General features: G+C 64.5%; 27 protein-coding genes and 1 tRNA gene. 22 read left to right on the forward strand and 6 right to left on the reverse strand.

Going from position 1 to position 25,698, the window contains the following annotated elements:
- The 4 genes from RT460_RS14510 to RT460_RS14525 form a co-directional block, all read left to right on the forward strand.
- Positions 1–1,478 (forward strand): DNA polymerase III subunit gamma/tau C-terminal domain-containing protein (locus RT460_RS14510; protein ID WP_313319631.1); only part of this gene is annotated, 1,478 nt, incomplete at its 5' end.
- A gap of 5 nt (positions 1,479–1,483) precedes the next feature.
- A complete protein-coding gene (locus tag RT460_RS14515) occupies positions 1,484–1,804 on the forward strand; it encodes a YbaB/EbfC family nucleoid-associated protein (RefSeq protein ID WP_313319632.1) in 321 nt (106 codons plus the stop codon).
- 91 nt (positions 1,805–1,895) lie between these two features.
- On the forward strand, positions 1,896–2,495 hold the full coding sequence (recR, locus tag RT460_RS14520; RefSeq protein ID WP_313319633.1) for a recombination mediator RecR: 600 nt from the start codon (positions 1,896–1,898) through the stop codon (positions 2,493–2,495).
- A gap of 50 nt (positions 2,496–2,545) precedes the next feature.
- Complete coding sequence (locus tag RT460_RS14525) at positions 2,546–2,893, forward strand: histidine triad nucleotide-binding protein (RefSeq protein WP_313319634.1); 348 nt, start codon at positions 2,546–2,548, stop codon at positions 2,891–2,893.
- A gap of 70 nt (positions 2,894–2,963) precedes the next feature.
- On the opposite strand, the gene RT460_RS14530 is transcribed toward RT460_RS14525, so the two are convergent.
- The 4 genes from RT460_RS14530 to RT460_RS14545 are packed head-to-tail and all read right to left on the reverse strand — an operon-like array spanning position 2,964 to position 7,321.
- Positions 2,964–3,488: a Slp family lipoprotein gene (locus RT460_RS14530; protein WP_313319635.1), complete on the reverse strand. Its 525-nt coding sequence runs from the start codon at positions 3,486–3,488 to the stop codon at positions 2,964–2,966.
- The gene (locus RT460_RS14535; RefSeq protein WP_313319636.1) at positions 3,485–5,443 is read right to left on the reverse strand and encodes a DUF3488 and transglutaminase-like domain-containing protein; all 1,959 of its coding nucleotides are present in this window, start codon (positions 5,441–5,443) and stop codon (positions 3,485–3,487) included. The genes RT460_RS14530 and RT460_RS14535 overlap by 4 nt, the downstream gene beginning before the upstream one ends.
- Positions 5,440–6,390: a DUF58 domain-containing protein gene (locus RT460_RS14540; RefSeq protein ID WP_313319637.1), complete on the reverse strand. Its 951-nt coding sequence runs from the start codon at positions 6,388–6,390 to the stop codon at positions 5,440–5,442. The genes RT460_RS14535 and RT460_RS14540 overlap by 4 nt, the downstream gene beginning before the upstream one ends.
- Before the next feature lie 4 nt (positions 6,391–6,394).
- Positions 6,395–7,321, reverse strand: a complete 927-nt coding sequence (locus RT460_RS14545) for a MoxR family ATPase (protein WP_313319638.1) — start codon at positions 7,319–7,321, stop codon at positions 6,395–6,397.
- A 62-nt stretch (positions 7,322–7,383) separates the two neighbouring features.
- Here RT460_RS14545 and RT460_RS14550 point away from each other — a divergent pair, with 62 nt between their 5' ends.
- Entirely contained in the window at positions 7,384–9,228 is a 1,845-nt protein-coding gene (locus RT460_RS14550; RefSeq protein WP_313319687.1) for a glycosyltransferase family 39 protein, read from the forward strand.
- Positions 9,229–9,444: 216 nt separating this feature from the next.
- Entirely contained in the window at positions 9,445–11,280 is a 1,836-nt protein-coding gene (locus RT460_RS14555) for a glycosyltransferase 87 family protein (RefSeq protein ID WP_313319639.1), read from the forward strand.
- Positions 11,281–11,291: 11 nt separating this feature from the next.
- Here the strand turns inward: RT460_RS14555 and RT460_RS14560 are convergent, their stop codons facing one another.
- Positions 11,292–11,864 carry a Maf family nucleotide pyrophosphatase gene (locus RT460_RS14560; RefSeq protein ID WP_313319640.1) on the reverse strand — a complete coding sequence of 191 codons (573 nt, stop codon included), beginning with the start codon at positions 11,862–11,864 and terminating at the stop codon, positions 11,292–11,294.
- A gap of 115 nt (positions 11,865–11,979) precedes the next feature.
- On the opposite strand from RT460_RS14560, the gene RT460_RS14565 reads away from it, so the two are divergent.
- From RT460_RS14565 to RT460_RS14640, 16 genes are all read left to right on the forward strand, one after another.
- Positions 11,980–12,489, forward strand: coding sequence for a YceD family protein (locus RT460_RS14565; protein ID WP_313319641.1), 510 nt, complete (start codon positions 11,980–11,982; stop codon positions 12,487–12,489).
- Positions 12,490–12,594: 105 nt separating this feature from the next.
- On the forward strand, positions 12,595–12,792 hold the full coding sequence (rpmF, locus tag RT460_RS14570) for a 50S ribosomal protein L32 (protein WP_293715587.1): 198 nt from the start codon (positions 12,595–12,597) through the stop codon (positions 12,790–12,792).
- 88 nt (positions 12,793–12,880) lie between these two features.
- Positions 12,881–13,846: a beta-ketoacyl-ACP synthase III gene (locus tag RT460_RS14575; protein ID WP_313319642.1), complete on the forward strand. Its 966-nt coding sequence runs from the start codon at positions 12,881–12,883 to the stop codon at positions 13,844–13,846.
- A 328-nt stretch (positions 13,847–14,174) separates the two neighbouring features.
- A complete protein-coding gene (gene fabD / locus RT460_RS14580) occupies positions 14,175–15,119 on the forward strand; it encodes an ACP S-malonyltransferase (protein WP_313319643.1) in 945 nt (314 codons plus the stop codon).
- An 84-nt stretch (positions 15,120–15,203) separates the two neighbouring features.
- Positions 15,204–15,947, forward strand: a complete 744-nt coding sequence (gene fabG, locus RT460_RS14585; protein WP_313319644.1) for a 3-oxoacyl-ACP reductase FabG — start codon at positions 15,204–15,206, stop codon at positions 15,945–15,947.
- A 150-nt stretch (positions 15,948–16,097) separates the two neighbouring features.
- Positions 16,098–16,337 (forward strand): acyl carrier protein, encoded by a 240-nt coding sequence (acpP, locus tag RT460_RS14590; RefSeq protein WP_054659808.1) that lies wholly within the window; start codon positions 16,098–16,100, stop codon positions 16,335–16,337.
- 123 nt (positions 16,338–16,460) lie between these two features.
- Entirely contained in the window at positions 16,461–17,723 is a 1,263-nt protein-coding gene (gene fabF, locus RT460_RS14595) for a beta-ketoacyl-ACP synthase II (protein WP_313319645.1), read from the forward strand.
- A gap of 206 nt (positions 17,724–17,929) precedes the next feature.
- Positions 17,930–19,285 (forward strand): aminodeoxychorismate synthase component I, encoded by a 1,356-nt coding sequence (locus tag RT460_RS14600; RefSeq protein WP_313319646.1) that lies wholly within the window; start codon positions 17,930–17,932, stop codon positions 19,283–19,285.
- Positions 19,286–19,354: 69 nt separating this feature from the next.
- Positions 19,355–20,413: an endolytic transglycosylase MltG gene (mltG, locus tag RT460_RS14605; protein ID WP_313319647.1), complete on the forward strand. Its 1,059-nt coding sequence runs from the start codon at positions 19,355–19,357 to the stop codon at positions 20,411–20,413.
- Positions 20,410–21,075: a dTMP kinase gene (gene tmk, locus RT460_RS14610; protein ID WP_313319648.1), complete on the forward strand. Its 666-nt coding sequence runs from the start codon at positions 20,410–20,412 to the stop codon at positions 21,073–21,075. Before mltG ends, tmk begins: the two co-directional genes overlap by 4 nt.
- Positions 21,072–22,031, forward strand: coding sequence for a DNA polymerase III subunit delta' (locus tag RT460_RS14615; RefSeq protein ID WP_313319649.1), 960 nt, complete (start codon positions 21,072–21,074; stop codon positions 22,029–22,031). The genes tmk and RT460_RS14615 overlap by 4 nt, the downstream gene beginning before the upstream one ends.
- Positions 22,028–22,381, forward strand: coding sequence for a PilZ domain-containing protein (locus tag RT460_RS14620; RefSeq protein WP_313319651.1), 354 nt, complete (start codon positions 22,028–22,030; stop codon positions 22,379–22,381). Before RT460_RS14615 ends, RT460_RS14620 begins: the two co-directional genes overlap by 4 nt.
- A 62-nt stretch (positions 22,382–22,443) precedes the next feature.
- Positions 22,444–22,518, forward strand: a tRNA-Val gene (locus tag RT460_RS14625).
- A 400-nt stretch (positions 22,519–22,918) separates the two neighbouring features.
- Positions 22,919–23,491 (forward strand): type II toxin-antitoxin system antitoxin SocA domain-containing protein, encoded by a 573-nt coding sequence (locus RT460_RS14630; protein WP_313319653.1) that lies wholly within the window; start codon positions 22,919–22,921, stop codon positions 23,489–23,491.
- Positions 23,415–23,990, forward strand: a complete 576-nt coding sequence (locus RT460_RS14635; RefSeq protein ID WP_313319655.1) for a hypothetical protein — start codon at positions 23,415–23,417, stop codon at positions 23,988–23,990. The genes RT460_RS14630 and RT460_RS14635 overlap by 77 nt, the downstream gene beginning before the upstream one ends.
- Before the next feature lie 301 nt (positions 23,991–24,291).
- Positions 24,292–24,936, forward strand: a complete 645-nt coding sequence (locus RT460_RS14640; RefSeq protein WP_313319657.1) for a hypothetical protein — start codon at positions 24,292–24,294, stop codon at positions 24,934–24,936.
- A gap of 346 nt (positions 24,937–25,282) precedes the next feature.
- Here RT460_RS14640 and RT460_RS14645 read toward each other — a convergent pair whose 3' ends face one another.
- Entirely contained in the window at positions 25,283–25,528 is a 246-nt protein-coding gene (locus tag RT460_RS14645; RefSeq protein ID WP_313319659.1) for a hypothetical protein, read from the reverse strand.
- Positions 25,529–25,698: the final 170 nt, after the last annotated feature.

Genomic DNA, 25,698 nt, shown 5'->3' on the forward strand with positions numbered 1-25,698 from the left:
CGCCGGAGCACGTGAAGTTCCTTCTGGCCACCACCGACCCGCAGAAGCTGCCGGTCACCGTGCTCAGCCGCTGCCTGCAGTTCAACCTCAAGCGCTTGGACGAGGAGCAGATCCACGGGCAGATGGCCCGGATCATGACCGCCGAGCAGATCGAGTTCGACGACAGCGCGCTCGTGCAGCTGGCGCGTGCGGCCGATGGTTCGCTGCGTGACGGCTTGTCGCTGCTGGACCAGTCCATTGCCTATGCCGGCGGCGCGCTGCGCGATGACGTGGTGCGCGCGATGTTGGGTACGGTCGACCGTACCCAGGTTGCGGCCATGCTGGACGCGCTGGCCGATGGCGAGGGTGCACGCCTGTTGCAGGTGGTGGCCACGCTGGCCGACTTTTCGCCGGATTGGAGCGGCGTGCTGGATGCGTTGGCCGAAGGCCTGCACCGCATCCAGGTGCAGCAGTTGGTGCCTAGCACGGCGGTTCCGGGCGAGGGTGTCGATGCGGTGGCCTTTGCCCAGCGCCTGCGCCCGGAAGTGGTGCAGCTCTGGTACCAGATGGCCCTGGGTGGGCGCCGCGATCTGCACCTGGCGCCCAGTCCGCGTGCCGGCTTTGAAATGACGGTGCTGCGCATGCTGGCCTTCCGCCCGGCCGGCGCCGTGCCTGCGGTGCCGGAAGGTGCTGCACCGGCGGCCGGGACTGGCGCAGGTGTCAGTACTGCGTCAGCTTCGACGCCTGCTGCCGCCGCATCGGCGGCGCCAGCTGCCCGGCCCGTTGAGCAAACTTTACCGCCCGCTGCAGTGGCGCCGATCGCGCCCGTGGCGGTACCGACGCCGTCCGCGCCTCGCGCTCCCGAGCCCCTGCCGCCCCCGGCGCCGTTGCAAGCCAGCAAGCCTGAAGCCAGTGCTGATGATCTGCCGCCCTGGGCTGTTGAAGCCGCTCAAGCCAATGCGCGTGATGAAGCGATGGCGGCGGAAATGGCGTCGCCTGAAATGCAGGACGCGCCTGCCGAAATCGCAAGGCCTGCGCCTGCGCCGCAGCCGCCCGTGCGTCCCAGTGGTATCGCCATCGAACCGGCGGCACCGTCGCCGGGTGGTCGAGCGCTGGCTGATGCCGAGCAGTGGCTGGATCTGGTCGCCGACAGCGGCCTGACCGGTCCATCGCGTGAGCTTGCCGCCAACGCGGCGTTTGTCAGTTACCAGCAGGGCGTGCTGCGCCTGGCCTTGTTGCCGGGCTTTGAATACCTGCAGTCCGAGCGCGCCTTGCAGGCATTGGCGCAGGCGTTGTCACAGGCGCTGGGCAGCACGCCCCGGATCGTCATTGAAACCGGCAACGTCCAGGCCGAGACGTTGCACGAGCGCGCTGATCGTCAGCGCGGTGAGCAGCAGCAAGCGGCCGAAGCTGTTTTCATGGCCGACCCCCAGGTGCAGCAGCTGCTGCAGCAGGGTGCACGGGTCGTGGCCGATTCCATCCGTCCTTTCAAAGAGTAAGAACCATGCGCGGCAATATCGCCCAGATGATGCAACAGGCCCAGAAGATGCAGGAAAACCTGCAGAAGGCCCAGGAAGAACTCGGCAAGCTGGAAGTCACCGGCAGCGCCGGTGGCGGCATGGTCAGCGTCACGCTGACCGGTACCAAGGAGTGCCGCAAGGTACGCATCGATCCGTCGGTGCTGGCCGATCCGGAAATGGCTGAAGACCTGATCGCAGCAGCCTTCAACGATGCCTCCAACAAGATCGATGCCGAATCGCAGAGCCGCATGGGCGCTGCCACGGCCGGCATGAAGCTGCCCCCGGGCATGAAGCTGCCGTTCTGATGGTGCTGCGCCGGCGTCGCCCGGTGCACCCACATCCTGCGCCGCGAAGCCTTCGGGCTTCGCGCGCTTGTTTTGACCTGGAACCGATGCAATGAGCCTGCCGCTGCTGGAACAACTGATCGAAGCCTTCCGGGTGTTGCCGGGCGTCGGCCAGAAGACCGCGCAGCGCATGGCCTACCACGTGCTTGAGCGTGCGCGTGACGGTGGCCAGCGGCTGTCCGAGGTATTGGCCCAGGCCATTGAGAAGATCGGCCATTGCGCGCAGTGCCGTGATTTCAGCGAGACCGAGTTGTGCCCGATCTGCGCCAGCAGCAGCCGCGAGCGGCAGATGCTGTGCGTGATCGAATCACCGGCCGACCGTTTGGCGATCGAGCATGCCACCAGCTATCGCGGTGTGTACTACGTGCTGCAGGGGCGCTTGTCGCCGCTGGACGGCATTGGGCCGCGCGAGCTTGGCCTGGACCAGCTGGAAGCGCGGCTGGGGCAGGGCGAAGTCACCGAATTGATCATTGCCACCAATTCCACGGTGGAGGGCGAAGCCACCGCGCATTACCTGGCGCAGCTGGCCCGTCGCAACAAGGTCCGTCCCAGCCGGTTGGCGCAGGGGCTGCCGTTGGGCGGCGAGTTGGAATACGTTGATCGTGGCACCTTGTCGCATGCGTTTGGTAGCCGCAGCGAAGTAGGCGAATAAACGCCAACGGAGCGCTAAGCTGTAGCTTGTTCACCGCAGCGAGCCCCCACATGACCGATACGATTTTCGGCAAGATCATCCGTCGCGAAATTCCCGCCAGCATCGTCTATGAAGACGATGAAGTACTGGGCTTCAAGGACATCGCACCGCAGGCGCCGGTGCATGTGCTTTTCATCCCGAAGAACGAAGTCATCCCCACCTTGGACGATCTGCAGCCGGCGCAGGCACACCTGATCGGCAAGCTGGCCTTGGCGGCGGCCGCTTATGCGCGCCAGGAAGGCTTTGCCGAGAACGGCTACCGCATCGTGATGAACTGCCGTGAGGACGCGGGCCAGACCGTGTTCCATATCCACCTGCACCTGCTGGCAGGTGCAGCGCTGGGCCATTTCGGCGCCTGAAACATTCCCGGCACGCCGGGAACAAAAACGCCGCCCTTGGGCGGCGTTCTGTTTTCTGTTCTGGCCGGGCTTACCACCAACCGCGGTAGCCCCAGCCCCAGCGCGGGCCCCAACCCGGGCCCCACGGGCCGTAGGGGTAGGCCGGCACTACTTCAACTTCACGCTGCACCGGCCACAGGTACACCACGTCGGCGTTGACCTTGGGCAGCGGGTAGTCGTACTCGCCGATCTTGGTGGTCTGGTAACCATCGATGCGGCCGATGAAGGTCACGTCGCGGCCCGGTTCGAACACGGCCGGATCGTAGAAGCCGGCGCGGCAGGCCAGGAAGCGGCCGTCGCTGGCATCGGACGAGGTGGTGCTCGGGCGGCCACTGCCATTGAGCGGGCGGGCGATCATCTGGAAGCAGGTTTCGCCCTGGCCCGGCACGGTTTCAATGATGCGACCGCCCCAGCGCACCGGCGCGCCGGTCTGCTTCTGGGCAACCGCGTCGCGCGGCGAAACCGGGTTGAACTGGCCTTGCAGGGGCTTGGGGGCCGTGGCACAGGCGGCCAGCGCGAGGCTGGCGGCAGCGATGAAGAGGATGCGGGTGTTCATGGTCGTGCTCCGGGTTTCGGACGATGCCTGCGCAGGTCTGCCAATAATGAATCGTCATCCGTCAGGCCGCCAGCGTATCTCGCGTCACTGAAACGCTGGCTGAGTGCTGATAGACGGCAGTCAGGCAGCTGAAGTTCCACCCTGTGGGCCCAATTGAGAGCGGTTTCGGCCGGTTCGCGGGCCAGGCCAAGGCGGGCGTAGCGCTGCCCCACGCGGTGCCAGGCGCGCAGCAAGGGATCGCGTTGACGTTCGCCCCGGGCCAGCAGCCAGGCCATCAGCCCCACCGTGGCAATGGCAAAGGTGGCAAACAGGGCCACCAGTTGGGAGGGGCTCAGCTTGGCAACGCCGAAGGCGCGCAACAGTCGCGACTGGCGTTGTGCGTCGAATGACAGCACCGCGTTGTTCCAGCCGCGGCGCAGGTAGTCGCCATACTGCAACAGCCCGGTCCAGCGCCCGGCCAGGTCCAGGCCAGCGTTGCCGGTGTTGGTGCCCAGGCGATCTTCCAGGGTGTCGTAGATGCGCTCGGGCGCGACGGCGGCGGTGGGGTCAACGCGGACCCAGCCACGGCCGGGCAACCAGGCTTCCGCCCAGGCGTGTGCATCCATGCGCCGCACCACCCAATAGTCGCCATAGGGGTTGCGCACCCCGCCGGCATAGCCGGTGACCACGCGCGCGGGAATGCCGGCGGCACGCATCAGCACCACGAAGGCGCCGCTGAAGTGCTCGCAGTAGCCGGCCTTCTGATCGAACAGGAACTCATCCACGCTGTGCCGGCCGGGCAGGGGCGTGACCAGGGTGTAGGCGAACTCGCGATGGATCCATTCCAGGCTGCGCTGGACGATGGCGGCATCGTCGTTGCCGGCCTGCGTGCGCCATTGCTGGGCCAACTGCAGGGTGCGCGGGTTGAAGCCTTTCGGGAGTTGCAGTGCTTGCTGGCGTTGCGTCGGCGAGAGCTGGCTCTGGAACTGGCGGGGTGCAGCGGATTGCAGGCGCCAGATGCTGAGCCCGTTGAGCGGGCGCTCGCTGCTCAGGCTGTAATCGCTGTCCAGGTGGGCGGCCGGCGGTGCGGACAGGGGCAGGTCCAGTGCCACCAGGTCGCGGTGATCCGTGGCCTCGTATTCGATTTGGTAGTCCCAACGTTGCGGACCTGCAGTGAAACCGGCAGGAGCGCTTTGTCGGCGGTTGCCGATGCGCGACCAACTGCGACCATCGAAGCGGGTCAACACCGGGCCGCGCCAATAGCGCTGGTCCGGTGCAGGGACCGGCCCGAAGAACTGCACCCGCAGCGCGGGGCTGTCATCGGCCATCAACTCGCCCCAGCCGCCTGGCTCCATGGTGTCGGACAAGCCCGGGCGGCTGAGCGAGCGCTCGGGCGTGCCCCAGAGCGGGGTGGGCAAGCGCGGCAACAGCCAGAACCCTGCCATCGCCAAGGGCAGTGCCAGCACCAACAGCCGTCCCACCGCGCGCAGTTGCTGGCGCAGCGGTGGCGCTGCCACGCCGGCCTGGTCGTCGCTGATGCGCTGCAGTGCCAGCAGTGCGGCAACCACGGCGGTCAGGGACAGTGCCCAGCTGGCCGGCCCCTGATCCAGCAGGAACGCAGCGAACGGCGCGAACAAGGCAAAGCCCAGCAGGCTGCGTGCGTCGCGGAAGCTGCGCAGTTCCGTTGGCTTGATCGCCAGCATGGCCGCGAGCAGGGCGCAGCCGCTGTCACGCCCCAGTCCAGCCCCCATCTGCCAATAGATGGCGACGAACATGCCGGCGATCAGCAGCAACTTGATCGGTCCCGGCAGGGTACGGTGTTGCGACCAGGCGGTGACGAGCACGGCCAGCGCGCCGATGGTCAAGGCAAGCATGCCGGGCAGTTGCAGCAGCAGCGGCAACAGTGCCAGCGCGGCCGCCAACAACGACCAGATGCGGGTGTCGCGGCGGGGGAGTGCGGTGTCGGCTGCGTTCATGCGGCAGGCATCAAGGCCAATGCGCGCAGGCACTGGTGGCGATGGAGGTCGCCGGCGGACGGGCCAAGTGGCGGCTGCCCGGGCAGGCGCAGCTGATAGCGCCGCCCCTCGCGCTCGGCGTAGTCCACCCAGCGTGCAAGCCGGGCGATGCGCCGTTCGTGTGGCAGCCCGTGCAGCTCTCGCCAGTCCAATAGCAACTCGGCGCCTTGCGGACGCTCGTATTCGCGCACGAGCAGCTCGTCGCGCCGCGCCGAATGCTTCCAGGCGATGCTGCGGCGTGCATCACCCTGTCGGTACGGGCGCAGCTGCTGCAGTTCCTCACCCTGTGGGTGCACGCGGGTACGGTTGCTGGCGCTGCCGGCATCCGGCAAGGGCGGCGCATTGGCTTCCGGTGCCGGGTAGACCAGCAACGAGGTGTCTGGCCAGAACCAGGCCCACGCCCGCACCAGACCGAGCGGTTGGGTGGTGTCGATGCGGATGCGTGGCAAGGGCAGCCAGCCACGGAGGTGGGTGGGCAACAGTAAATCGGTTTCGACCTGGGCATCGTGTTCCAGCGATGCCCGCGTCTGGCTGTCCTCGCACCGCAGGTGCAGGCCGCGCCGGACTCGGCCATCGCCACGGGCCAACGCAAGGCGTAAGCGGATCGGATGCCCGGCTGCCACGGGTTCGGCCGACAGCGCCTGCAGCTGCAGGCCGGAAAGCTGCAGGTGTGCATGTACGGCACTGGCCAGGGCTGTCGCCGCCAACAGCAGCGCCAGCAACAACGCCGGGTTGTTGTTGTAGTTCAAGGCACCCAGCAACATCACTGCCAGCAAGCCGGCAAAGAACAGGCCGAAGCGGGTAGGCAGCACGTAGATGCGGCGCCGGTCCAGCTGGACCGGCAGGGCTTCGGGCTGACGGGGCCGGGCCAGCAGCTCCAGCGATCGCCAGCGTTGGCGCAAGCGCATGGGCTCAGTCCACCGGCACGGTATGCAGGATGGCGCGGGCCAGTTCGGGGCCGGAAGAGGATTCGGCTTCGGCCACCAATCGGTGCCCCGCCACGGCGATGAACAAGGCCTGCACGTCCTCAGGCACCACATGGTGACGGCCCAGCAACAGTGCGTGTGCCTTGGCTGCGCGCAGCAGCGCGATGCCCGCGCGTGGCGACAGGCCGACGCGCACGCCGGGGTGTTGGCGGCTGCGGGTGAGCAGGGCTTGCACGTAATCGATCAGTGCATCGCTGGCGTGGACTTGGGTGACAGCGTCGCGTAGCTGGCATACATCCTGATCGGACAGGCAGGGCGCAGCCTGCGCGATCAGGGCGCGGCGGTCGGTGCCGCCGAGCAGGGCGCGCTCGGCTTCCGGATTGGGGTAGCCCAGGGTCAAGCGCAGCAGGAAGCGGTCCAACTGGGAGTCGGGCAGGGGGAATGTGCCGGACAGGTCCACCGGGTTCTGCGTGGCGATGACGAAGAACGGCTCCGGCAGTGCGTGGGTCACCCCGTCGAGCGTCACTTGCTGTTCGGCCATCGCCTCAAGCAGGGCGCTCTGCGTGCGCGGTGGCGCGCGGTTGATCTCATCGGCAAGCAGCAGGTTGCAGAACACCGGCCCCGGATGGAACTGGAAGCTGCGGCTGCCGGCCTCGTAGACCGAGACGCCCAGGACGTCGGCCGGCAGCAGGTCCGAGGTGAACTGGATGCGCTGGAACTGCAGGCCGAGGCTGGAGGCCATCGCGTGGGCCAGCGTGGTTTTGCCCAGCCCCGGCAGGTCCTCGATAAGAAGATGCCCGCCGGACAGCAAGGCGACGAACGCCAGCCTGACTTCCTGGGACTTGCCCAGGACAAGAGTATTTACCTGATTCTGGGCTCTGCCCAAGGACTGCAACGTCACTTCGGTTAGCATTCCGCTTGGCGTTACCGTCATCAGATATCTCGTTATCAGGATTGAAAGGAGTGTAAGTGGCAATCAGGGGCGAGCAGCGCGCATACATCACGTTTTTGGTGCTTTGGACGCTGGTGACGGCGGCCAAGGCGCTGATTGCAGCGCAATTGCCGCTGTTTGTGGACGAAGCATTCTATTGGCAGGAAGGCCAGCACCTGGCCGCGGCGTACTCCGATCTGCCCGGGCTCACCGCCTGGTTGACGCGGCTTGGGGTGGAAATACTTGGCAACCATCGCCTGGGCGTGCGCCTGCCGTTCCTGGTACTGGGGGCGATCCTACCGTGGATGGTGGCGGCCATTGCCACCCGTTGGTTTGGGTCGCGCGTGGGTTGGCAGGCTGGCGCGCTGGCACTGCTGATGCCGTTGTCGGCGACCTTGGGCATCCTGGCGGTACCGGATGTGCCCATGGCCATTGCCGCGCTGCTCTGCCTGGATGCCGGTGCGCGGTTGTTGCGCAATGTCGATGCGGGCAGCGCACTGATGTTGGCCGTGGGCCTGCTGATCGGGGCCCTGAGTCATTACCGCTTCATCGGTGTGATTGTCGTCGGGTTCATTGCCTTGCTGCTGCTGCCCGAGGGGCGGCGCATGCTGCGCGATCCCAGGGTCTGGATTGCCCTGACCGTCGGCATCGTGGCCTGGTTGCCGCTGCTGGCATGGAACCTTGGCAACCAGGACGCAGGCCTGAAGTTCCAGTTGATCGAGCGGCACCCCTGGGAGTTCCAGGGCGAGGGTCTGCTGTTCCTGCTGATCCAGCCGATGATGGTGACGCCGCTGCTGTTCGTGGCAATGATCGGTGTGGCTTACGCCGGCCTGCGGCACCGTGTGCGCGGCTTTCATCACGTGCAGCTGCGGTACTTCGCACTGGTTGGCGCTACCTCGACGCTGCTGATTTTCCTGTTCGGCTTCTTCACCGATGTGGAGCGGATCAGCTTTCATTGGCCGCTGCCAGGTTACCTGGCCTTGTTGGTGTCGGTGCCCTTGGCCCTGAACCACTGGTCGCGGTTCTGGCGCCGATCAGTATGGGTGGTGGCTTCCGTGGGCCTGGCGTGCGCATTCGGCTATTACCTGATGGCTGCCACGCCCTCGCTGCGCGAACAGATGGCGGGCAGCAAGTATTACCCCCGCAACTTTGCCGGTTGGCAGCCGTTGGCCGATGCGGTCAGGGACGAGTTGGCGCAGATGCCCGAGGACACCGAGGTATTGGCGGGCAGCTTCAAGGTTGGCGCCGAGTTGGGGTTCCGGCTGGATGACGCATCGATCCGGGTGTTGCCGCACCAGCTCAACGATCGCCATGGGCGCACGGCGCAGCTTGCGCTTTGGGGGCTGATCAGCGACGGCAGCCGCAACAAGCCGCAGTTGCTGGTACTGGCGCCCGGTGATGTCCGTTACAAGGATCTGCTCGCGCGCTACCACAAGGTCTGCGAGCTGGTCGGTCCGTTGCCGCCGCCGCGCGTGGTGTCGCTGGATCATGGGTTCCAGCGCTTCCTGCTGTTCCGCCTTCCGGCGCAGAAGCAGCAAGGGCCGTGTGTTGCCCCGGCCATGGCCTGGGTGGATGGACCGTCGTCCGGCGACAAGGTGGGTGAGACGCTGCAGGTGAACGGCTGGGCTTTCAAGGATGGTGTTGGCCTGTCGCGCGTTGAGCTGCTGGTGGATGGGCGCAGTGTGGGTGATGCCGTCTATGGTCGAAGCTTCGACATCAGGCCCTCCTGGCCGCAGACCAATGATCCGCAACATCCCAAGGTTGGGTTTGATGCGCAGGTGGATACCCGCGGGCTCGCGCCGGGCAAACATTGGCTGGGCCTGCGCCTGCACGGGAACGATGGCAGCGTGGAAACCTGGGCGGAGCAGCCCTTCGTCGTCGAGCGCTGAATCCGGTCAGCGCCAAGCGCGCAGACCGTAGGTGAGCAGTAACAATGGCGCACCCCGCCGTGGCAGTGGCGGTGTGCGTGCTGTCATGTGGCGGCGACAGCGCGGGTTGCGCGGGAATTTTGGCGGGGCAAGTGCTGGTTGTCGGGACGTGGCTTTTTGGCACCTCCCGGGCGTAGCGCACGTGGTCAACAAGGGTTGCAGCATGGAGAGCGGTGAATGAATCAGGGGAAGATTGCCGGGTCAGGCGTGCTGGCACGTTGCAAGGAAGGTGCGAGGCGCCGTTTTGCCTTCAGCTCGCAGGCCAACAGGGTGGCAGCGGCGCTGCTGGTCGCGGTACTCGGTGGTTGCCTGTCGCTGTGGCTTGGCCAGGACTCCAACTGGGATCTGCGCAACTACCACCTCTACAACGGCTATGCCGCCCTGCACGGGCGCTTGCAGCTGGATCTGGCTGCGGCGCAGATGCAGTCCTATTTCAGTCCCCTGCTTGATGTCGCCCAGTACCTGTTGCTGATGAAGTTGCCGGCGCCGCTGGCCGGGTTCCTGATGGGTGCGTTGCACGGTCTTTTGTTCGTTCCGGTTGCAGGTATTGCGTGGCTGGTGCTCAAGGGCCGGCCGGACCGGACCTGGCTGGCGCCGCTGCTGGGCCTGGCAGGTTTGGGCATGGCCTCGGTGTTGTCCGAGTTTGGCAACACCATGGCCGACAACAGCACGGCGCTGTTCGTGTTGGGAAGCCTGTGGGTGGTGCTGCGTGCGCAGGCCGCTGAGGACGGTGCGAATCACTGGCGCAGTTGGATAGTTGCCGGTGCGTTGCTGGGTTTTGCGGTCGCGCTGAAACTGACCAATGCGATCTATGCGGTTGGTGTGGCAGCGGCGGTTCTGTCCGCGGGCGGGCGCTGGCCGCAGCGCGTGTTGGCGCTGGTGGTGGTGGCGGGTGCGGCGCTGCTGGTTGCCGTGCTTGCAGCCGGCTGGTGGTATTGGCAGCTGTGGCAGGTCCACGACAACCCCCTGCTGCCGCAGTTCAATGCCTGGTTCCAGTCGCCATTGGCACTGCAAGGGGCAGTGGCCGATACCCGTTGGCTGCCGCAGGGCTTGAAGGAGCATCTGCTGTGGCCCTTGCTGTTCACTGCGGACCCGAAGCGGGTCAGCGAAATTTCACTGGTGCAATTGGTGTGGCCGTTGCTGTTTGTGGCCGGGCTTGCCCTGCTGGGGCGGGCGGCACTGCGCCGGTCGCCGGCGCAGGCCGCTGTGGGTGGTCCTGCGTTGCGTGCGGTTACCGTCTTCGTGCTGGTGTCCTACGTCCTTTGGCAGCTGGTCTTCAGCATCCATCGCTATCTGTCGGCGTTGGAACTGCTGGCGCCGTTGCTGCTGTGGTGCGCCTGTGTCCGCCTGTGGTCTTCGCCGCGCGGCGTGCGTGCGGCGGCCTGGCTGGTAGCGCTGTGTGTGCTGGTATCGCTGGCGGGGCGGGGCGATTGGGGCCATGAATCCTGGGCTTCGCGCGCGTTTGGCGTGCAGTCGCCGGCCATGCCTGCGCCTGCGCAGAGCGTGGTCCTGCTGGTGGGCGGGGAGCCGCAGGCCTGGCGCGTGCCATTGCTGCCTGGAGAGGCGCGTTATGCGTCGGTGGCGTCCAATTTCCCCGAAGCAGATGGCTATCGCGCGGTGTTGGCGACGATGCTGGCTGAGCGGCCGCACCACTTCGCCATGTTGCCAGGCAACTCTGATCGGTTGGCTGCGCGCTTCGCATCCTTGAATGCAAAGGTGGCGACGCTTGGGTTGGATACGGAGCCGGGCTGCGCAACGTTGAGTTGGCTGGCGCGCAAGGTGAAGGGGCTGCGCGCCAACGTGGAGCAGCAACAAGGGCGCTGCGTGCTGGTGTCACGCAAGGCCGTGCCGACGACGGCGGTGGAAGCCGAGGCCGCGGAGCGGGCAGCAGCACAGTCGCGCCTTGCGGCTTATGGCTTGGCGCTGGTGCCGGATTCCTGCGTCACGCTGGATTCCAGCATTGGCAAGGGACAGTTCCCCTACCAATGGTGCCGGCTGCAGCCGCTGCGCTGAGCCGGCGGTTGTCAGGGGAGGCGGAAGCCGGCCTGCCGCAGCAGCTTGGACAGCTGGATCAGCGGCAAGCCGATAAGGGCGGTGGGGTCACTGTTCTCGATGGCGTCGAACAGGCTGATGCCCAGGCCTTCGCATTTGAAGCTGCCGGCGCAATCCAGTGGCTGCTCGGCGTCGATGTAGCGGGCGATCTCCCCAGCCTGCAGGGAGCGGAAGTGGACCCGGGTGATGTCGTTGGCCTGCAGCAGCTGTTGGCCATTGGCCAGGCATAGCGCGGTATGGAACAGCACCGGTTTGCCTGACATTGCGGCCAGCTGCGCACAGGCGGCATCGCGGCTGCCCGGTTTGCCCAGGGGCTGACCGTCCAATTCAGCTACCTGGTCCGAGCCGATGACCCAGCTACCCGGGGCCTGTACGGCCACGGCCTGGGCCTTGGCCATCGCCAGGCGGTGCGCCAAGGCGGCGGGCGCCTCGGCGGGCAGGGGGCTTTCATCCACCAAGGGTGCGATGGAACTGAACGGCAACCCGAGCCGGGACAGCAATTGCGCCCGATATCGGGAGGTGGAGGCGAGAATCAGTGCGGTCATGTGTAAAAATAGGCGTCCCGGGCCGGGCAGTCTGCTGCCGTGGCGCCTGTCTGGCAACGTTTCGCCGCTGGCGGGTTTGACAGCGGCCGGGGTTCTCCTTAACATTCTGCAGCTTATGTCCGCGAACGTGCCCGAATTGCTGGATGCTTGGCGGATGGTCATAGCGCGTAGGCGCTTTGACGGCCAGGCGCCTTTGTCCGAATTGACCCGCTTGCAGGGTCTGCTTGCCGATAGCGAAGGGCAGTGCACCTATGCACTGGAATTCGATCGTGACAGCGTATTGCAGGTGGCTTATGTCGATCTGACCATCGATACCGAGTTGCCCTTGATCTGTCAGCGCACCATGCAGCGTTTCCTGCTGCCGGTGTCGATCAAGCAGCGCTTGGGCTTGATCAAGGACGAAGACGAAGAATCTGCGCTTCCAGAGGAATACGAAGCGCTGCTGGTGCCGGAAGACGGCAACCTGCGGCCGCTGGACCTGGTGGAAGACGAGTTGGTGTTGGCGGTGCCGGTGGTTGCATTGGCGCCGGGGAGCGAGGCAGTCGAACGTGACTTCTCCGCAACCGAAGAAGAATTGAGCAAGGCCAATCCGTTCGCGGCATTGGCGGCGCTGAAGAAACAATAGCGGCCGGTAATCGTCGGCGGCTGCGGCGAAAGCGAGTAGTGCTGGACGCTGGCGTCCTGTGCAATTAAACGACGAAGCAAACGAAACCGAGTTTGGAGCAATCCCATGGCTGTGCAGAAATCCCGTGTTACCCCGTCCCGCCGCGGCCAGCGTCGTGCCCACGACGCCCTGAGCGCAAAGCAGCTGTCCACCGATCCGACCACCGGTGAAGTGCATCTGCGTCACCACATCACCGCTGACGGTTTCTACCGCGGCAAGAAGGTGATCACGACCAAGTCGAACTCGGTCGTCGAAGAAGATTGATTCGTGACGGCCATCCCGCCTGCGGGGTGGCCGTTTCACCGATTCTTCAGGGGCCGCCTTCGGGCGGCTTCGCGCAACAGGAAACAGCATGAGCAAGCGGATCTACTCGCGGATCGCGGGCACTGGTAGTTATTTGCCCGAGAAGGTGTTGACCAACGATGATCTGACCAAGATCGTCGACACGACCGACGAGTGGATTGAGTCGCGCACGGGTATCCGTGAACGACATATCGCTGCCGAAGGCGAAACCACCGGTGACCTGGGCTACAACGCCGCATTGCGCGCGCTGGAAGCTGCAGGCATCGAGGCATCGCAGCTGGACATGATCGTCGTGGGTACCACCACGCCGGATCTTATTTTCCCGTCCACCGCCTGCTTGATCCAGGCGCGCCTTGGCGCGACCGGCTCGGCGGCGTTCGACGTCAATGCAGCATGCTCGGGCTTCCTGTATGCCCTGAGTGTGGCTGACAAATTCATCCGCTGCGGTGACGCCAAGCATGTGCTGGTGATCGGCGCGGAAACCCTGACCCGTATCGTCGACTGGACTGATCGCACCACCTGCGTGCTGTTCGGCGATGGCGCGGGCGCCGTCGTGCTCAAGGCCGACGAAGACACCGGCATCCTCAGCACCCACCTGCATGCCGATGGCAGCAAGAAGGAGCTGCTGTGGGATCCGATCGGCGTGTCGGTCGGCTTCGACAAGCCGGGCAAGATCAACATGAAGGGCAACGACGTGTTCAAGTACGCCGTCAAGGCGCTGGACTCGGTGGTTGATGAAACCCTGCAGGCCAACGGCCTGGACAAGGCCGACCTGGACTGGTTGATCCCGCATCAGGCCAATCTGCGCATCATCGAAGCCACGGCCCGGCGCCTGGACATGCCGATGGATCGTGTCGTCGTCACCGTGGACAAGCATGGCAACACCTCGGCCGGCTCGGTGCCGCTGGCGCTGGATGCAGCGATCCGTTCTGGCCGCGTCGAGCGTGGTCAACTGCTGTTGCTGGAGGCCTTTGGTGGTGGTTTTACCTGGGGTTCGGCGCTGCTGCGCTACTAAGGATCTCCCTGATTCAGATGCAGAAAGGGCAGCCAACGGCTGCCCTTTCTGTTTCCGCGCAGCCATCCAATGTAGTGCCGAGCCATGCTCGGCAGGGGCGTTCCCGGTAAAGCCCTTTGCCGAGCATGGCTCGGCACTACAGCGCTCCCTGCGGTAATGCCGGCTTGCCGAGCATGGCTCGGCACTACAGGGCTCCCTGCGGTAAAGCGTCTTGCCGAGCATGGCTCGGCTCTACAGCGTTCCACGCCCCTGCATACGCGTCAGTACAGACGGGTGGGCGCTTTCGCGCTTATTATTCCCCGCTTCGAATGAAGCAGCAGAAGACCGCGTGACTGATTCCCGACTTGCTTTCGTGTTCCCCGGCCAAGGCTCGCAATCCATTGGGATGCTGGCTGAACTGGCTGAATTGCACCCCCATATCCGTGAAACCTTTACCGAAGCCTCCGAAGGCGCCGGGGTTGATCTGTGGGCGCTGTCGCAGGGTGGCCCGGAAGAGCAGCTCAACCGCACCGAGTTCACCCAGCCGGCCCTGTTGGCCGCCAGCATCGCCGTATGGCGCCTGTGGAATGCACAGGGTGGCGCCAAGCCGGCCGTGCTGGCCGGGCATAGCCTGGGCGAGTACACCGCGCTGGTTGCAGCTGGCGCGCTGTCGCTGCACGACGGTGCGCACCTGGTGCGCCTGCGCGGCCAGCTGATGCAGGACGCGGCCCCGGCCGGTGTTGGTGCAATGGCGGCGGTGCTGGGTGCCGAGGATGCGGTGGTCGAGGCCGTCTGTGCCGAAGCCGCAGGCAGCCAGGTGGTGGTGCCGGCCAACTACAACTCGCCCGGCCAGATCGTGATCGGTGGCGATGCCGCAGCGGTGGATCGCGCGCTGGCATTGCTTGCTGAAAAGGGCGTGCGCAAGGCGGTGAAGCTGGCCGTCAGCGTGCCCTCGCATACCCCCTTGATGCGCGAAGCCGCCAACCGTCTGGCCGAAGTGATGGCCGGCCTGAGCTGGTCTGCGCCGTCGCTGCCGGTGGTGCAGAACGTCGATGGCAAGGTTCATGACGGCGTGGATGCGATCCGCCAGGCGCTGGTACAGCAGCTGTATCTGCCGGTGCAGTGGACCGGCTGCGTGCAGGCGCTGGCTGCGCAGGGCGTCACCCGTGTCGCCGAGTGCGGCCCGGGCAAGGTGCTGACCGGCCTGATCAAGCGCATCGACAAGAGCATTGATGGCCGCGCGCTTGCCACCCCGGCGGAGTTCGCCGGTGCGCTGGAAGAGTGGGCCAACTGATCACCGGGCCGGCTGCGGGCCTAGCCCGTAATCGGCCCTGACCGGCTGCCGCCCGAGGCGGCACCGACCGAACGAGGAATACGAATGAGCAAGCCATTGCAGGGTGAAATCGCGCTTGTCACCGGCGCCAGCCGGGGCATCGGTGCGGCGATCGCCGACGAACTGGCCGCGCAGGGTGCGACCGTCATCGGCACTGCCACCACCGAGAACGGCGCCGCCGCCATCGGTGCGCGCCTGGCCGCACAGGGTGGCCACGGCCGTGCCCTGAACGTGACCGAGCCGGGCGCGGTGGACGCGCTGATCGATGCGGTCAGCAAGGAATTCGGTGCCATCACCATCCTGGTCAACAATGCCGGCATCACCCGCGACAATCTGCTGATGCGCATGAAGGACGAGGACTGGCAGGCCATCCTCGACACCAACCTGACTAGCGTCTACCGCACCTCCAAGGCGGTGATGCGCGGCATGATGAAGGCACGCAAGGGCCGCATCATCAACATCGCATCGGTGATCGGCGTTACCGGCAATGCCGGGCAGGCCAACTACGCGGCGGCCAAGGCCGGCATCATTGCGTTCTCCAAGTCGCTGGCCAAGGAAATTGGCAGCCGCGGCGTGACCGTCAACGTGGTCGCACCGGGCTTCATCGACACCGATATGACCAAGGATCTGCCCGAGGACGCCAAGGCGGCGATGCTCGGCCAGGTCGCGCTGGGCCGCCTCGGCGAGCCGGCAGACATCGCCAAGGCGGTGGGTTTCCTGGCCGGTCCGTCGGCCAGTTACATCACCGGCGAAACCCTCCACGTGAACGGTGGCCTCTACATGCCGTAAGCGTGTGGTGCATGGACCGCACCCAAGTGGTTGATCGTTTTGGTTTTTTTGTTGAAAAACATTGCCGCGACGGTTTCCACTACACTATCCCACGGCCAGCCTTGGGGGCTGGCGTCTTTTGAACCACTACTCCATCTGGAGCGATATCCAATGAGCACCATCGAAGAACGCGTCAAGAAGATTGTTGTTGAGCAGCTTGGCGTCAAGGAAGAAGAAGTCACCACCAGCGCATCGTTCGTCGATGACCTGGGTGCAGACTCGCTGGACACCGTCGAGCTGGTGATGGCGCTGGAAGAAGAGTTCGAGTGCGAAATCCCGGACGAAGAGGCTGAGAAGATCGGCACCGTCCAGGCTGCCATCGACTACGTCAAGGCGCACGTCAAGGCCTGATCCAGGCCTGACAAGGCGCGGCAGGCGTTTGCGTCCGCCGCGTTGCAAATCCATGGGGCCGCTGATGCGGCCCTGTGCTTTTAAGCTGCAATCCCCCCGTGATCGGGGCCAGGAGAATCCGCAATGAGTCGTCGCGTCGTCGTTACCGGCATGGGCATGGTGTCGCCGCTGGGCAATGATCTGGCCAGCAGCTGGGAAGGCATCATCAATGGCCGCTCGGGCATTGGCCCGTTGACGAATGTTGCAGATAACTATCTGGAACGTTTCACCACCAAAATTGCAGGTGAGGTCAAGGACTTCGACATCACCGCCGACAATCCCTTGTTCGGCAAGTACCGGGTCAGCGGCAAGGATGCCAAGAAGATGGACCCGTTCATCCATTACGGCCTGGGTGCCGCCTTCATGGCGCTGCACGACTCGGGCCTGGAAATCACCGACGCCAACGCTGAGCGCATCGGCGCCATCGTCGGTGCCGGCATCGGTGGCCTGCTCGGCATCGAAGAGCAGACCATCGAGTTCCACGAGGGCAAGAAGATCTCGCCCTTCTACGTGCCCAAGACCATCATCAACATGCTGCCGGGCCAGCTGAGCATCATCGCCGGGCTGAAGGGTCCGTCGTTCTCGGCGGTGTCGGCCTGCGCCACGTCCAACCATTCCATCGGTACGGCGATGCGCATGATCCAGTACGGCGATGCCGACGTGATGGTCGCCGGTGGCGCCGAGCGTGGTTCCTCGCCGACCGCGCTGGGCGGCTTCTGCGCGATGAAGGCCATGTCCACCCGCAACGACGAGCCGACCAAGGCCTCGCGTCCGTGGGACCAGGGCCGTGACGGCTTCGTGCTGGGCGACGGTGCCGGCATCCTGATCCTGGAAGAGTACGAACACGCCAAGGCGCGCGGCGCCAAGATCTACTGCGAGCTGGCCGGTTTCGGCGCAAGCTCCGACGCGTACCACATGACCGCACCGAGCGAGAACGGCGAAGGCGCCGCCCGCTGCATGGTCGCGGCAATGAAGGACGCTGGCGTCACTCCGGAGCAGGTGGGCTACCTCAACGCACATGGCACCTCCACGCCGCTGGGCGACCTGGGCGAGACCATGGCGATGAAGACCGCCTTCGGTGCGCATGCCTACAAGATGCTGGTCAGCTCGACCAAGTCGATGACCGGCCACCTGCTGGGTGCAGCGGGCGGCGTGGAAGCGATCTTCTCGGTGATGGCGCTGAACACCGGCATCATCCCGCCGACGATCAATCTGGAAAACCCCAGCGAAGGCTGCGACCTGGACTACGTGCCGAACGTGGCCCGCAAGGCTGACGTGGACGTGGTGATGTCGAACGGCTTCGGCTTCGGCGGCACCAACGGCACGCTGGTGTTCAAGCGGATCTAAGTGTTGCTCAAAGCCCCTCTCCCGGCGGGAGAGGGGTTGGGGTGAGGGTAGGGCGGAACCAGCATCGGCGAACAGCCAACTGGCCTCCAGCTCCTATCAGCCAACCGCACCCTCATCCGCCCCCCGCCTTCGCGGGGGCAGGCTCTTCGGGGCACCTTCTCCCGACGGGAGAAAGGCGCGCTCCCCCAGACTTCTCCGGGCCCACGATGCACATCCTCCCCCTGCACGCCGATATCGACCTGCTGGCGCTGCATCGGCTCGCACCGCATCGCTATCCGGTCCTGCTTGAATCCACTGCCGCCGGCAAGCAAGGCCAGTGGGACATGCTGTTGATCGCCGACGGTGGACAGCTCCTGCTCAATGCCGATGGCAGCGTGCAGCGCGAAGATGGCGTACCGGTTGAAGGGACGTTCCTCGCCGCACTTGACCGCGATTGGCAGGCCCTGCAGCAGCCGCGCAGCCCCATGGAGGCGGACATCCCGTTCCGCGGCGGTTGGGCCTTGCTGCTCGATTACGAGCTGGCCCAACAGATCGAACCGATCCTGCAGCTGCCGCAGCGCACGGATGGCCTGCCTGCCGCCGTCGCATTGCGCTGCCCGGCAGCGGTACTACGTGAACGCGACAGCGGCCGCAGCATCGCCATCGCCGAAGACGCCGCTGCCGACCTGCTCAGCCAGCTCCAGCACGATCAGACAGAAACCGAGCAACTGCCACCCTTGCCGCGGTGGCATGGCCCAAGCGCCATCAACGAAGACGTCGGCGAATGCTTCACCGACGGCGTGCACAAGGTCATCGATTACCTGCATGCCGGCGACGTGTTCCAGGTGAACCTGTCGCGCCGCTGGCAGGCACAGTTCGATGCGCCGCTGGCAGCGGAAGCGCTCTACGCGCGGCTGCGCACGGCCAACCCCGCGCCGTTCGCCGGCCTGTTCACCGCCGCCGGGCGCGCCGTGGTCAGCTCCTCGCCGGAGCGGCTGGTTTCCGTCAGCGGTGATGTGGTGCAGACCCGCCCGATCGCCGGCACCCGTCCGCGCTTCGAAGGCGACGATGATGCCGCACGCATCCAGGAGCTGGTCGGCCATCCCAAGGAACGCGCCGAGCACGTGATGCTGATCGATCTGGAGCGCAATGACCTGGGCCGCATTGCCGCGCCCGGTAGCGTCGAGGTCGATGAACTGATGACCGTGGAAAGCTATGCCCACGTCCATCACATCGTCAGCAACGTGCGCGCGCGGCTACGCGCGGATGTGACTCCGGGCGAGGTGATCGCGGCCACCTTCCCCGGCGGCACCATCACCGGCTGCCCCAAGGTGCGCTGCATGGAGATCATCGCCGAGCTGGAACAGACCGCACGTGGCGCCTACACCGGCGCCTTCGGCTGGCTGAACCGCGACGGCGACATGGACCTGAACATCCTCATCCGCACCGCCGAGGTGCAGGGCGCGGTGGCCAGTTTCCGTACCGGCGCCGGCATCGTGGTTGATTCGGACCCGGACAAGGAACTGGACGAGACCCGGGCCAAGGCGCGCGGCCTGTTGCGGGCGCTGGAACCCCAACAGTGAACCGGTTTTTGGCGGTGTTTACCGCCAGCGCGGTATCCTGCGCACCGGTTCTTTGAAGACGGGGTGACCATGGCGGGTGCCAAGCGCGGATGTCTGTGGGTGCTGGCGGTGATGCTGTTGCTGCTTGCCCTGGCTGGCGCAGGTGCGGCCTGGTTGTGGCAGCGACAGGGCAGCTTCGCCGATGCGCCGCTGACGCCGTCCGCCGAGAGCATGAGCATTGCCTCGGGCGACTCGTTCAACAGCGTGCTGCGCAAGCTGCGCCAGGCCGGTGTCGACGAAGGTGAGGACGTGCAATGGCAGCTGCTGGCACGGCAGCTGGATGCCGCCGGCAAGCTGAAGGTCGGCGAGTACGCGCTGGACCCGGCACTGACCCCGCGCCAGCTGTTGCAGAACATGCGCCAAGGCAAAGTGCTGCAGCACCGGGTCACCATCGTCGAGGGTTGGAATATCCGCCAGCTGCGCGCCGCCGTAGCGCGCGCCCAGCCGCTGGAGCACAAGACCAGCGACATGAGCGACACCGAGCTGATGGCGGCGCTGGGTTTCCCGGACCAGCACCCGGAAGGCCGCTTCCTGCCGGAGACTTACGTCTATCAGCGCGGCGACAGCGATGTCGACGTACTCAAGCGCGCCCATGCCGCCATGGAGAAGGAACTGGCCGCTGCCTGGGACGAGCGCAGCGCCGACTTGCCGCTGAAGTCGCCCTACGAGCTGCTCATCCTGGCTTCCATCATCGAGAAGGAGACCGGCCTGGCCAGCGAGCGGCCGCAGATCGCCGGCGTATTCGCCCGCCGCCTGAAGATGGGGATGCGGCTGCAGACCGACCCGACCGTGATCTACGGCATCGGCAGCGCCTACGACGGCAACATCCGCAAGGTGCACCTGACCACCGACACGCCGTACAACACCTATACCCGCGCCGGGCTGACACCGACGCCGATCGCCATGCCTGGCCGCGATGCATTGCACGCGGCCGCCAAGCCGGCGCCGGGGGACGCGCTGTACTTCGTCGCCGTCGGCGATGGCAGCGGCGCGCATGTTTTCTCGGCCAGCTACACCGAGCACAACAGTGCCGTCGCGCAATACCTGCAGCGGCTGCGCGACAAGAAGAAAGAGGCAGTAGAACAATGAACCAAGCGTTGTTGCGGCACCCGCATTTCGTCAGCCTTGAAGGCGGCGAGGGTGCAGGCAAGACCACCGCCATCAATGCCATCCGCGACCTGCTGCGCGAGCGTGGCCATGAGGTGGTGCTGACCCGCGAGCCGGGCGGTACGCCGCTGGCCGAGCGCATCCGCGGCCTGGTGTTGAAGCCCGACGAAGAAATCGCAGGCGAGCCGTTGTCGGCCGAAGCCGAGCTGTTGTTGGTATTCGCGGCGCGCGCGCAGCATGTGCGGCAGGTGATCCGCCCCGCCTTGCAGCGTGGCGCCTATGTGATCAGCGACCGCTTCACCGATTCCAGTTACGCCTACCAGGGCGCTGGTCGTGGCCTGGACCTGCAATGGATCGCCGAGCTGGAAAAGCGCGCTGTCGGCCTGCAGCCCGGCCTGACCCTGCTGCTGGACGTGGACGTTGCCGTCGGCCGCGCCCGCGCCAATGGTCGCGACCTCTGGCCGGACCGCATCGAGAGCGAGCAGGACGACTTCTTCCAGCGTGTGCGCGAGCAGTTCCGCCTGCGTGCCCAACAAGACACCCAGCGATTCCGCCTGATCGATGCCGGCCAGGACCAGGCCGGCGTTGCCGCACAGGTACGCCGCGCCGTTGCCGAATGGCTGGAACAGGAAGCAGATGCATGAGTGAGGCCTTCGCCCCTTGGCAGCAACGCGCCTTTGACCAGACCGTGGCGGCGCTGGACGGTGGTCGCCTTGGCCATGGCCTGCTGTTGTGTGGGCCGGCCGGCATGGGCAAGCGCGCCGTCGCCCTGGCGCTGGCCGCGCACGTGCTGGACAGCGGCGCCGATACCGCCGCACGTCAGCGCAATGCCCAGCTGATTGCCGCCGGCAGCCACCCGGACCTGCAGCTGGTGTCGTTCATTCCGAATAAGACCGGCGACAAGCTGCGCACCGAGATCGTGATCGAGCAGATCCGTGACATATCGCAGAAGCTGGCGCTTACCCCGCAGTACGGCGTGGCCCAGGTAGTGATCGTGGACCCGGCCGATGCGATCAATCGCTCAGCCTGCAACGCCTTGCTCAAGACGCTGGAGGAGCCCTCGCCGGGCCGCTACCTGTGGCTGCTCAGCGCTGACCCCGCGCGCCTGCCGCAGACCATCCGCAGCCGCTGCCAGCGGTTGGAGTTCCGCCTGCCACCGCGCGAAGAAGCACTGGCCTGGCTGCAGGCCCGTGGCTATACCGAAGGCGTGGCCCGCGAGGCGCTGGACGCCGCACGCGGCCATCCCGCGCTGGCCGACCGCTGGCTGCAGGGCGAGGGCATGGCCCTGCGCCGGCAGGTTGCCAGCGAGCTGGGCCAGTTGCTGGCCGGCAAGATCGGCAGCGTGGAACTCGCCCAGCGCTGGACCGGTGACGAGCATGCCGACCTGCGCCTGCGCCACGCAGCGGACCTGGCCCTGCAGAAAGCCGCAGACGGCTTGACCGATCCTGCACGATTGAACAAGCTGGCCGCCTGGTTCGATGCCGCCAACCGTACCCGGGACCTGCTGCGTACCACCGTCCGTGCCGATCTGGCCGTGGTGGAACTGCTGCTGGCCTGGGGCGCGGCCAACCAGGTGCAACCCAAGGGGACTATTCGATGAGTGCGATGAACGCCCGCCAGGGCATCCTTTCGCTGGCGGTCAAGGACAAGGCGGCGCTGTACAGCGCCTACATGCCGTTCGTGAAGAACGGTGGCGTCTTCGTGCCCACACCCAAGCGTTACTTCCTCGGCGACGAGGTATTCCTGCTGCTGACCCTGCCGGACTCCAGCGAGCGCCTGCCGGTGGCCGGCAAAGTCGTGTGGGTGACCCCGCTCGGCGCACAGGGCAACCGCCAGGCCGGCATCGGCGTACAGCTGGCTGACGGCGTTGACGGCGAAGCCGTGCGCAACAAGATCGAGACCTTGTTGGCCGGCACCAGCAGCTCGGACAAGCCAACCCACACGATGTAGTGCGTGTGAAGAAAATTGTTGACGTGTTCGCCCAGCCCCCTATAATGAGCGGCTCGCAACACGGGCGGTTAGCTCAGCGGTAGAGCATTGCCTTCACACGGCAAGGGTCACAGGTTCGATCCCTGTACCGCCCACCATATAAATCAAAGTGTTGCAGAAGAACCGGCGAAAGCCGGTTTTTTCGTAAGTGCACGGTAACAGCGAAGCGATGAGCTCGCTGCCTTACAAAGGCGTGCAGTGCACAGAAGCATCCGGAAGGGGGCATTTTGAAGTGGGGATCGTCCACTTCGTTCGGTGGGCGGTGATTTCAGGCGCGCCAGCTGGTCGTAAGCGCGGGGCTGGTGTTTGCTTCAAAGTACCCCAACCTCCCTCTCATCCCTTGTGGTTGGTCCGTTGACTTAATCGCAAGATGTGGTATAGCGCCCCTGCCGGGGCGGATGTACAATTGCTTCGCATAGCGCTTAGCAAATGCTTGCGTTGCCGAGTCTGCAGAACATGGCCTGTGGCCTCCTGACTACCTCCCCTGGAGTGACTGACATGACGTATTCGCCAGCCACCATTGCCAACTATTTCATCGACAAAGCGTCGCGTGAGGTGCGGGCGGTTACGCCTATGCAACTCCTCAAGCTGGTGTATATCGCGCATGGCTGGCATCTCGGGTTCCGTGGTGAGCCACTAATCAACGAACCTGTCGAGGCTTGGCAGTACGGTCCAGTGATCAAGAGTCTGTACCGTTCGATCAAGCACTATGGGAGCTCAGCAGTGACCGATCGTTTGAGCACTTCTTTCTTCCCATGGGCGGGGCCCTCAACGGTTGAGGACCCGAAGGTGGTGAGCTTGCTCGATAGTGTTTGGGAGGGGTACAGCCATTTCGGAGGAATTAAACTCTCTGAAATGACGCATATGAAGGGATCGCCATGGTGGAAGGTTTGGAACGACGAGGGAGGGCATGCTCGGAAGAATGCTGTCATCCCCGATGCGGACATTCAGAAGTTCTACCAGAAGAAGATTCGCGCGCATAAGGAAGGGCACTATGAATCAAGGACGCGGGACCAAGCCCAAGAGCGGCGATTCAAGAGCGAGCGCAAAGCCGTCGACGCCAATTGCTGAAGAAGGTGGTTCGGCGGAAGCCAGTACTATCACTGATTCAGCTAAGGATGAAGGGGCTGTAAAGCCCCCCGCACCGGCGAACGGCGACCCGGGGAAAATCGATCCAGATTTAACTCCCGATGGAATGAAAAGGGAGCTCGAGAAGAACGTAGCCGCAAATAGAAGTAAGCGGTGGTGGGCGTTTGCATTTGTTGGGCTCGTGGTTGCGGCCTTCTTCGCACTGCTTCTTGCTGCTTTCTGCAAGCTATTTTTTGGGACGTATCTGGTCGATGCCATCAAGGCGGCCAACGAGAGCTGGCAGTGGCATGTGCTGGTGTTCCTAGGTGTGTCTCTTGTGCTGCTCGCGGCTATACCACTTTCTCTTAGCTTGGCGATGGTCAAGATGATTGGAGGTGGGGGCCAGGAGGAATCGGGAGCGGCGGTGAAGACTCCGTCTGTTGAACTCGTGAAAGCATTGGCAGACATCTTCAAAGCCGTAGCGGCGTCGATTAAGCCGTAAGACATGCAATGGTCGTGGGTGAGCGACCTTCCTTTCAGTTGGCGCTGTGTCTCTACGGGACCTGAAGGATCGGATCTAGACGTCAAGGAGGTGGGGGGTGCAGTTTGCATTGCTTACGATAGACGGAAGTGATCTCGGTGCGGCTCAGGTCGAGCTGTTGCAACCCTCCGAACGAGATTTGCTACGGGGGCAGCTCGTATGTAGAACATGTCATGGTCCGGCGCATTTTCGCCGGAGAAGCACGAATGGAAATGCCGCGTGTTTTGCAGCAAGACATGTCTCTGGCTGTCCCGAGGCGGTGTTGTCTGATTCGCCTTGGCCAGAGCCAGGTGATGAAGAGGTTGCTCGGTGGGAGGCGAATGAAAATGTTATTGTCTTGGCCATCGATGGTGCTGAAGATGCCACTGAACCTGATGATTCAACCGCTCGCGTAAGGACGCCAGGCCAAGGGGGCCACCGGTATGCCAGAACCGGTCCGGCATTTGGTTCGACCATTCAACGTGGAGCAACGAACTTGCTTCGTCAATTGGTCAACTGGCCTACCTTCAAAACGTCTTCCGTGAACATGCGCCTCCCGAGTGGAGAGCTGGTTCCTGTACACACGTTCTTCTCGCGCGTTAGGGATGCAAGCAGGGAAGAACACGTTGGTCATCTGCGTGGATTTTGGGGCCTTGTGCATACGTTGGATGATTGGAATGGGCGCGGCCTGTGGATTAACAGTCCCCCTGCTTACAATTTGGATTCCCTCAGGCTGTTCCTGCCAAGCTCTATCCATCCCGCGATAATCGAAAATTTTGGGCTAGCGAGTATTGATGAGCTGAGGGGGCGCTACGTGCTGCTAATTGATACTGCGCGAATTTCTGGCGGTAACAGATTTATGGCCGATGTGTATCAGGTGGAGAGGTTTGCGACCATTCTTAAACCCGAGAACGACCCTAACGACTGACCAGCGAAGACAGCGAAGGCTCTCGAATAACTGTATATCTAGGTGATGTTCGCATCGTTTCCGGTCGATTTTCATTACTCATTGAGACCTGCGGCTAGGTAGCATTTACTCGGCGGGGCGCGTCACATCTGGGTGCAGAAGATGGGCGTGAAGCAGGGGTCTGAAACAGGGGTCAGAGTCGAATTACTGAAACAGGGGTCAGAGTCGAATTACTGGAGTCAGATTTCCAAGCCCCGTCTGTAAGAAGCCGAAGCAGGGTAGTTTTACTTCAATAGCCTGGCTTGGAAGTTTCGGCGCGCGCTGGTCGATAAACAATCTGGCAGCAATTGCATCAAAACCGAAACTGCTATTCGACCGCCTCGCGCCGCTCGGTAGCCGCCAGCATGCGCTTTATCCCGTCCTGCAGCGCTGCTATGTCGTTGCGTTGCTCGGCTTCGTTCGGAAGGCCGGCGATCGCGCGCAGGGCCTTCTTTGAAAGGATCTCCAAGGAGCGCAGCGTGTCCAGCCGCTTTGTGTGGGTCCATGCCTGGGACGACTCCATCATCTCTGCAGCGAATTCATCCAAATCCGCTCGTGCGTCTTCGTGTTTCATCGTTACATCCAGCGCAAAGGGCGCTCCTGCACCATAAGCTTTTTTCAACGCGGCTGTGTGACGGAACACCGGGTTTCGCAGGGTGTGATCCGCGGCCTTTACGCAGTGGCGTCGTCAGGATAGGCCCAGCGCACTCGGCAGATTGGGGGCCGGTGATCTTTCAGAGCGCT

Source organism: Stenotrophomonas sp. (assembly GCF_032061965.1).
Taxonomy (GTDB): domain Bacteria; phylum Pseudomonadota; class Gammaproteobacteria; order Xanthomonadales; family Xanthomonadaceae; genus Stenotrophomonas.

Excerpts from the sequence above, each read along its gene's own strand:
- RT460_RS14515 (WP_313319632.1), top strand. The coding sequence starts at position 1,484 with ATGCGCGGCAATATCGCCCAGATGATGCAACAGGCCCAGAAGATGCAG.
- recR (WP_313319633.1), top strand. The coding sequence starts at position 1,896 with ATGAGCCTGCCGCTGCTGGAACAACTGATCGAAGCCTTCCGGGTGTTG.
- RT460_RS14525 (WP_313319634.1), top strand. The coding sequence starts at position 2,546 with ATGACCGATACGATTTTCGGCAAGATCATCCGTCGCGAAATTCCCGCC.
- RT460_RS14530 (WP_313319635.1), bottom strand. The coding sequence starts at position 3,488 with ATGAACACCCGCATCCTCTTCATCGCTGCCGCCAGCCTCGCGCTGGCC.
- RT460_RS14535 (WP_313319636.1), bottom strand. The coding sequence starts at position 5,443 with ATGAACGCAGCCGACACCGCACTCCCCCGCCGCGACACCCGCATCTGG.
- RT460_RS14540 (WP_313319637.1), bottom strand. The coding sequence starts at position 6,390 with ATGCGCTTGCGCCAACGCTGGCGATCGCTGGAGCTGCTGGCCCGGCCC.
- RT460_RS14545 (WP_313319638.1), bottom strand. The coding sequence starts at position 7,321 with ATGCTAACCGAAGTGACGTTGCAGTCCTTGGGCAGAGCCCAGAATCAG.
- RT460_RS14555 (WP_313319639.1), top strand. The coding sequence starts at position 9,445 with ATGAATCAGGGGAAGATTGCCGGGTCAGGCGTGCTGGCACGTTGCAAG.
- RT460_RS14560 (WP_313319640.1), bottom strand. The coding sequence starts at position 11,864 with ATGACCGCACTGATTCTCGCCTCCACCTCCCGATATCGGGCGCAATTG.
- RT460_RS14565 (WP_313319641.1), top strand. The coding sequence starts at position 11,980 with ATGTCCGCGAACGTGCCCGAATTGCTGGATGCTTGGCGGATGGTCATA.
- rpmF (WP_293715587.1), top strand. The coding sequence starts at position 12,595 with ATGGCTGTGCAGAAATCCCGTGTTACCCCGTCCCGCCGCGGCCAGCGT.
- RT460_RS14575 (WP_313319642.1), top strand. The coding sequence starts at position 12,881 with ATGAGCAAGCGGATCTACTCGCGGATCGCGGGCACTGGTAGTTATTTG.
- fabG (WP_313319644.1), top strand. The coding sequence starts at position 15,204 with ATGAGCAAGCCATTGCAGGGTGAAATCGCGCTTGTCACCGGCGCCAGC.
- acpP (WP_054659808.1), top strand. The coding sequence starts at position 16,098 with ATGAGCACCATCGAAGAACGCGTCAAGAAGATTGTTGTTGAGCAGCTT.
- fabF (WP_313319645.1), top strand. The coding sequence starts at position 16,461 with ATGAGTCGTCGCGTCGTCGTTACCGGCATGGGCATGGTGTCGCCGCTG.
- RT460_RS14600 (WP_313319646.1), top strand. The coding sequence starts at position 17,930 with ATGCACATCCTCCCCCTGCACGCCGATATCGACCTGCTGGCGCTGCAT.
- mltG (WP_313319647.1), top strand. The coding sequence starts at position 19,355 with ATGGCGGGTGCCAAGCGCGGATGTCTGTGGGTGCTGGCGGTGATGCTG.
- tmk (WP_313319648.1), top strand. The coding sequence starts at position 20,410 with ATGAACCAAGCGTTGTTGCGGCACCCGCATTTCGTCAGCCTTGAAGGC.
- RT460_RS14615 (WP_313319649.1), top strand. The coding sequence starts at position 21,072 with ATGAGTGAGGCCTTCGCCCCTTGGCAGCAACGCGCCTTTGACCAGACC.
- RT460_RS14620 (WP_313319651.1), top strand. The coding sequence starts at position 22,028 with ATGAGTGCGATGAACGCCCGCCAGGGCATCCTTTCGCTGGCGGTCAAG.
- RT460_RS14630 (WP_313319653.1), top strand. The coding sequence starts at position 22,919 with ATGACGTATTCGCCAGCCACCATTGCCAACTATTTCATCGACAAAGCG.
- RT460_RS14635 (WP_313319655.1), top strand. The coding sequence starts at position 23,415 with ATGAATCAAGGACGCGGGACCAAGCCCAAGAGCGGCGATTCAAGAGCG.
- RT460_RS14645 (WP_313319659.1), bottom strand. The coding sequence starts at position 25,528 with ATGAAACACGAAGACGCACGAGCGGATTTGGATGAATTCGCTGCAGAG.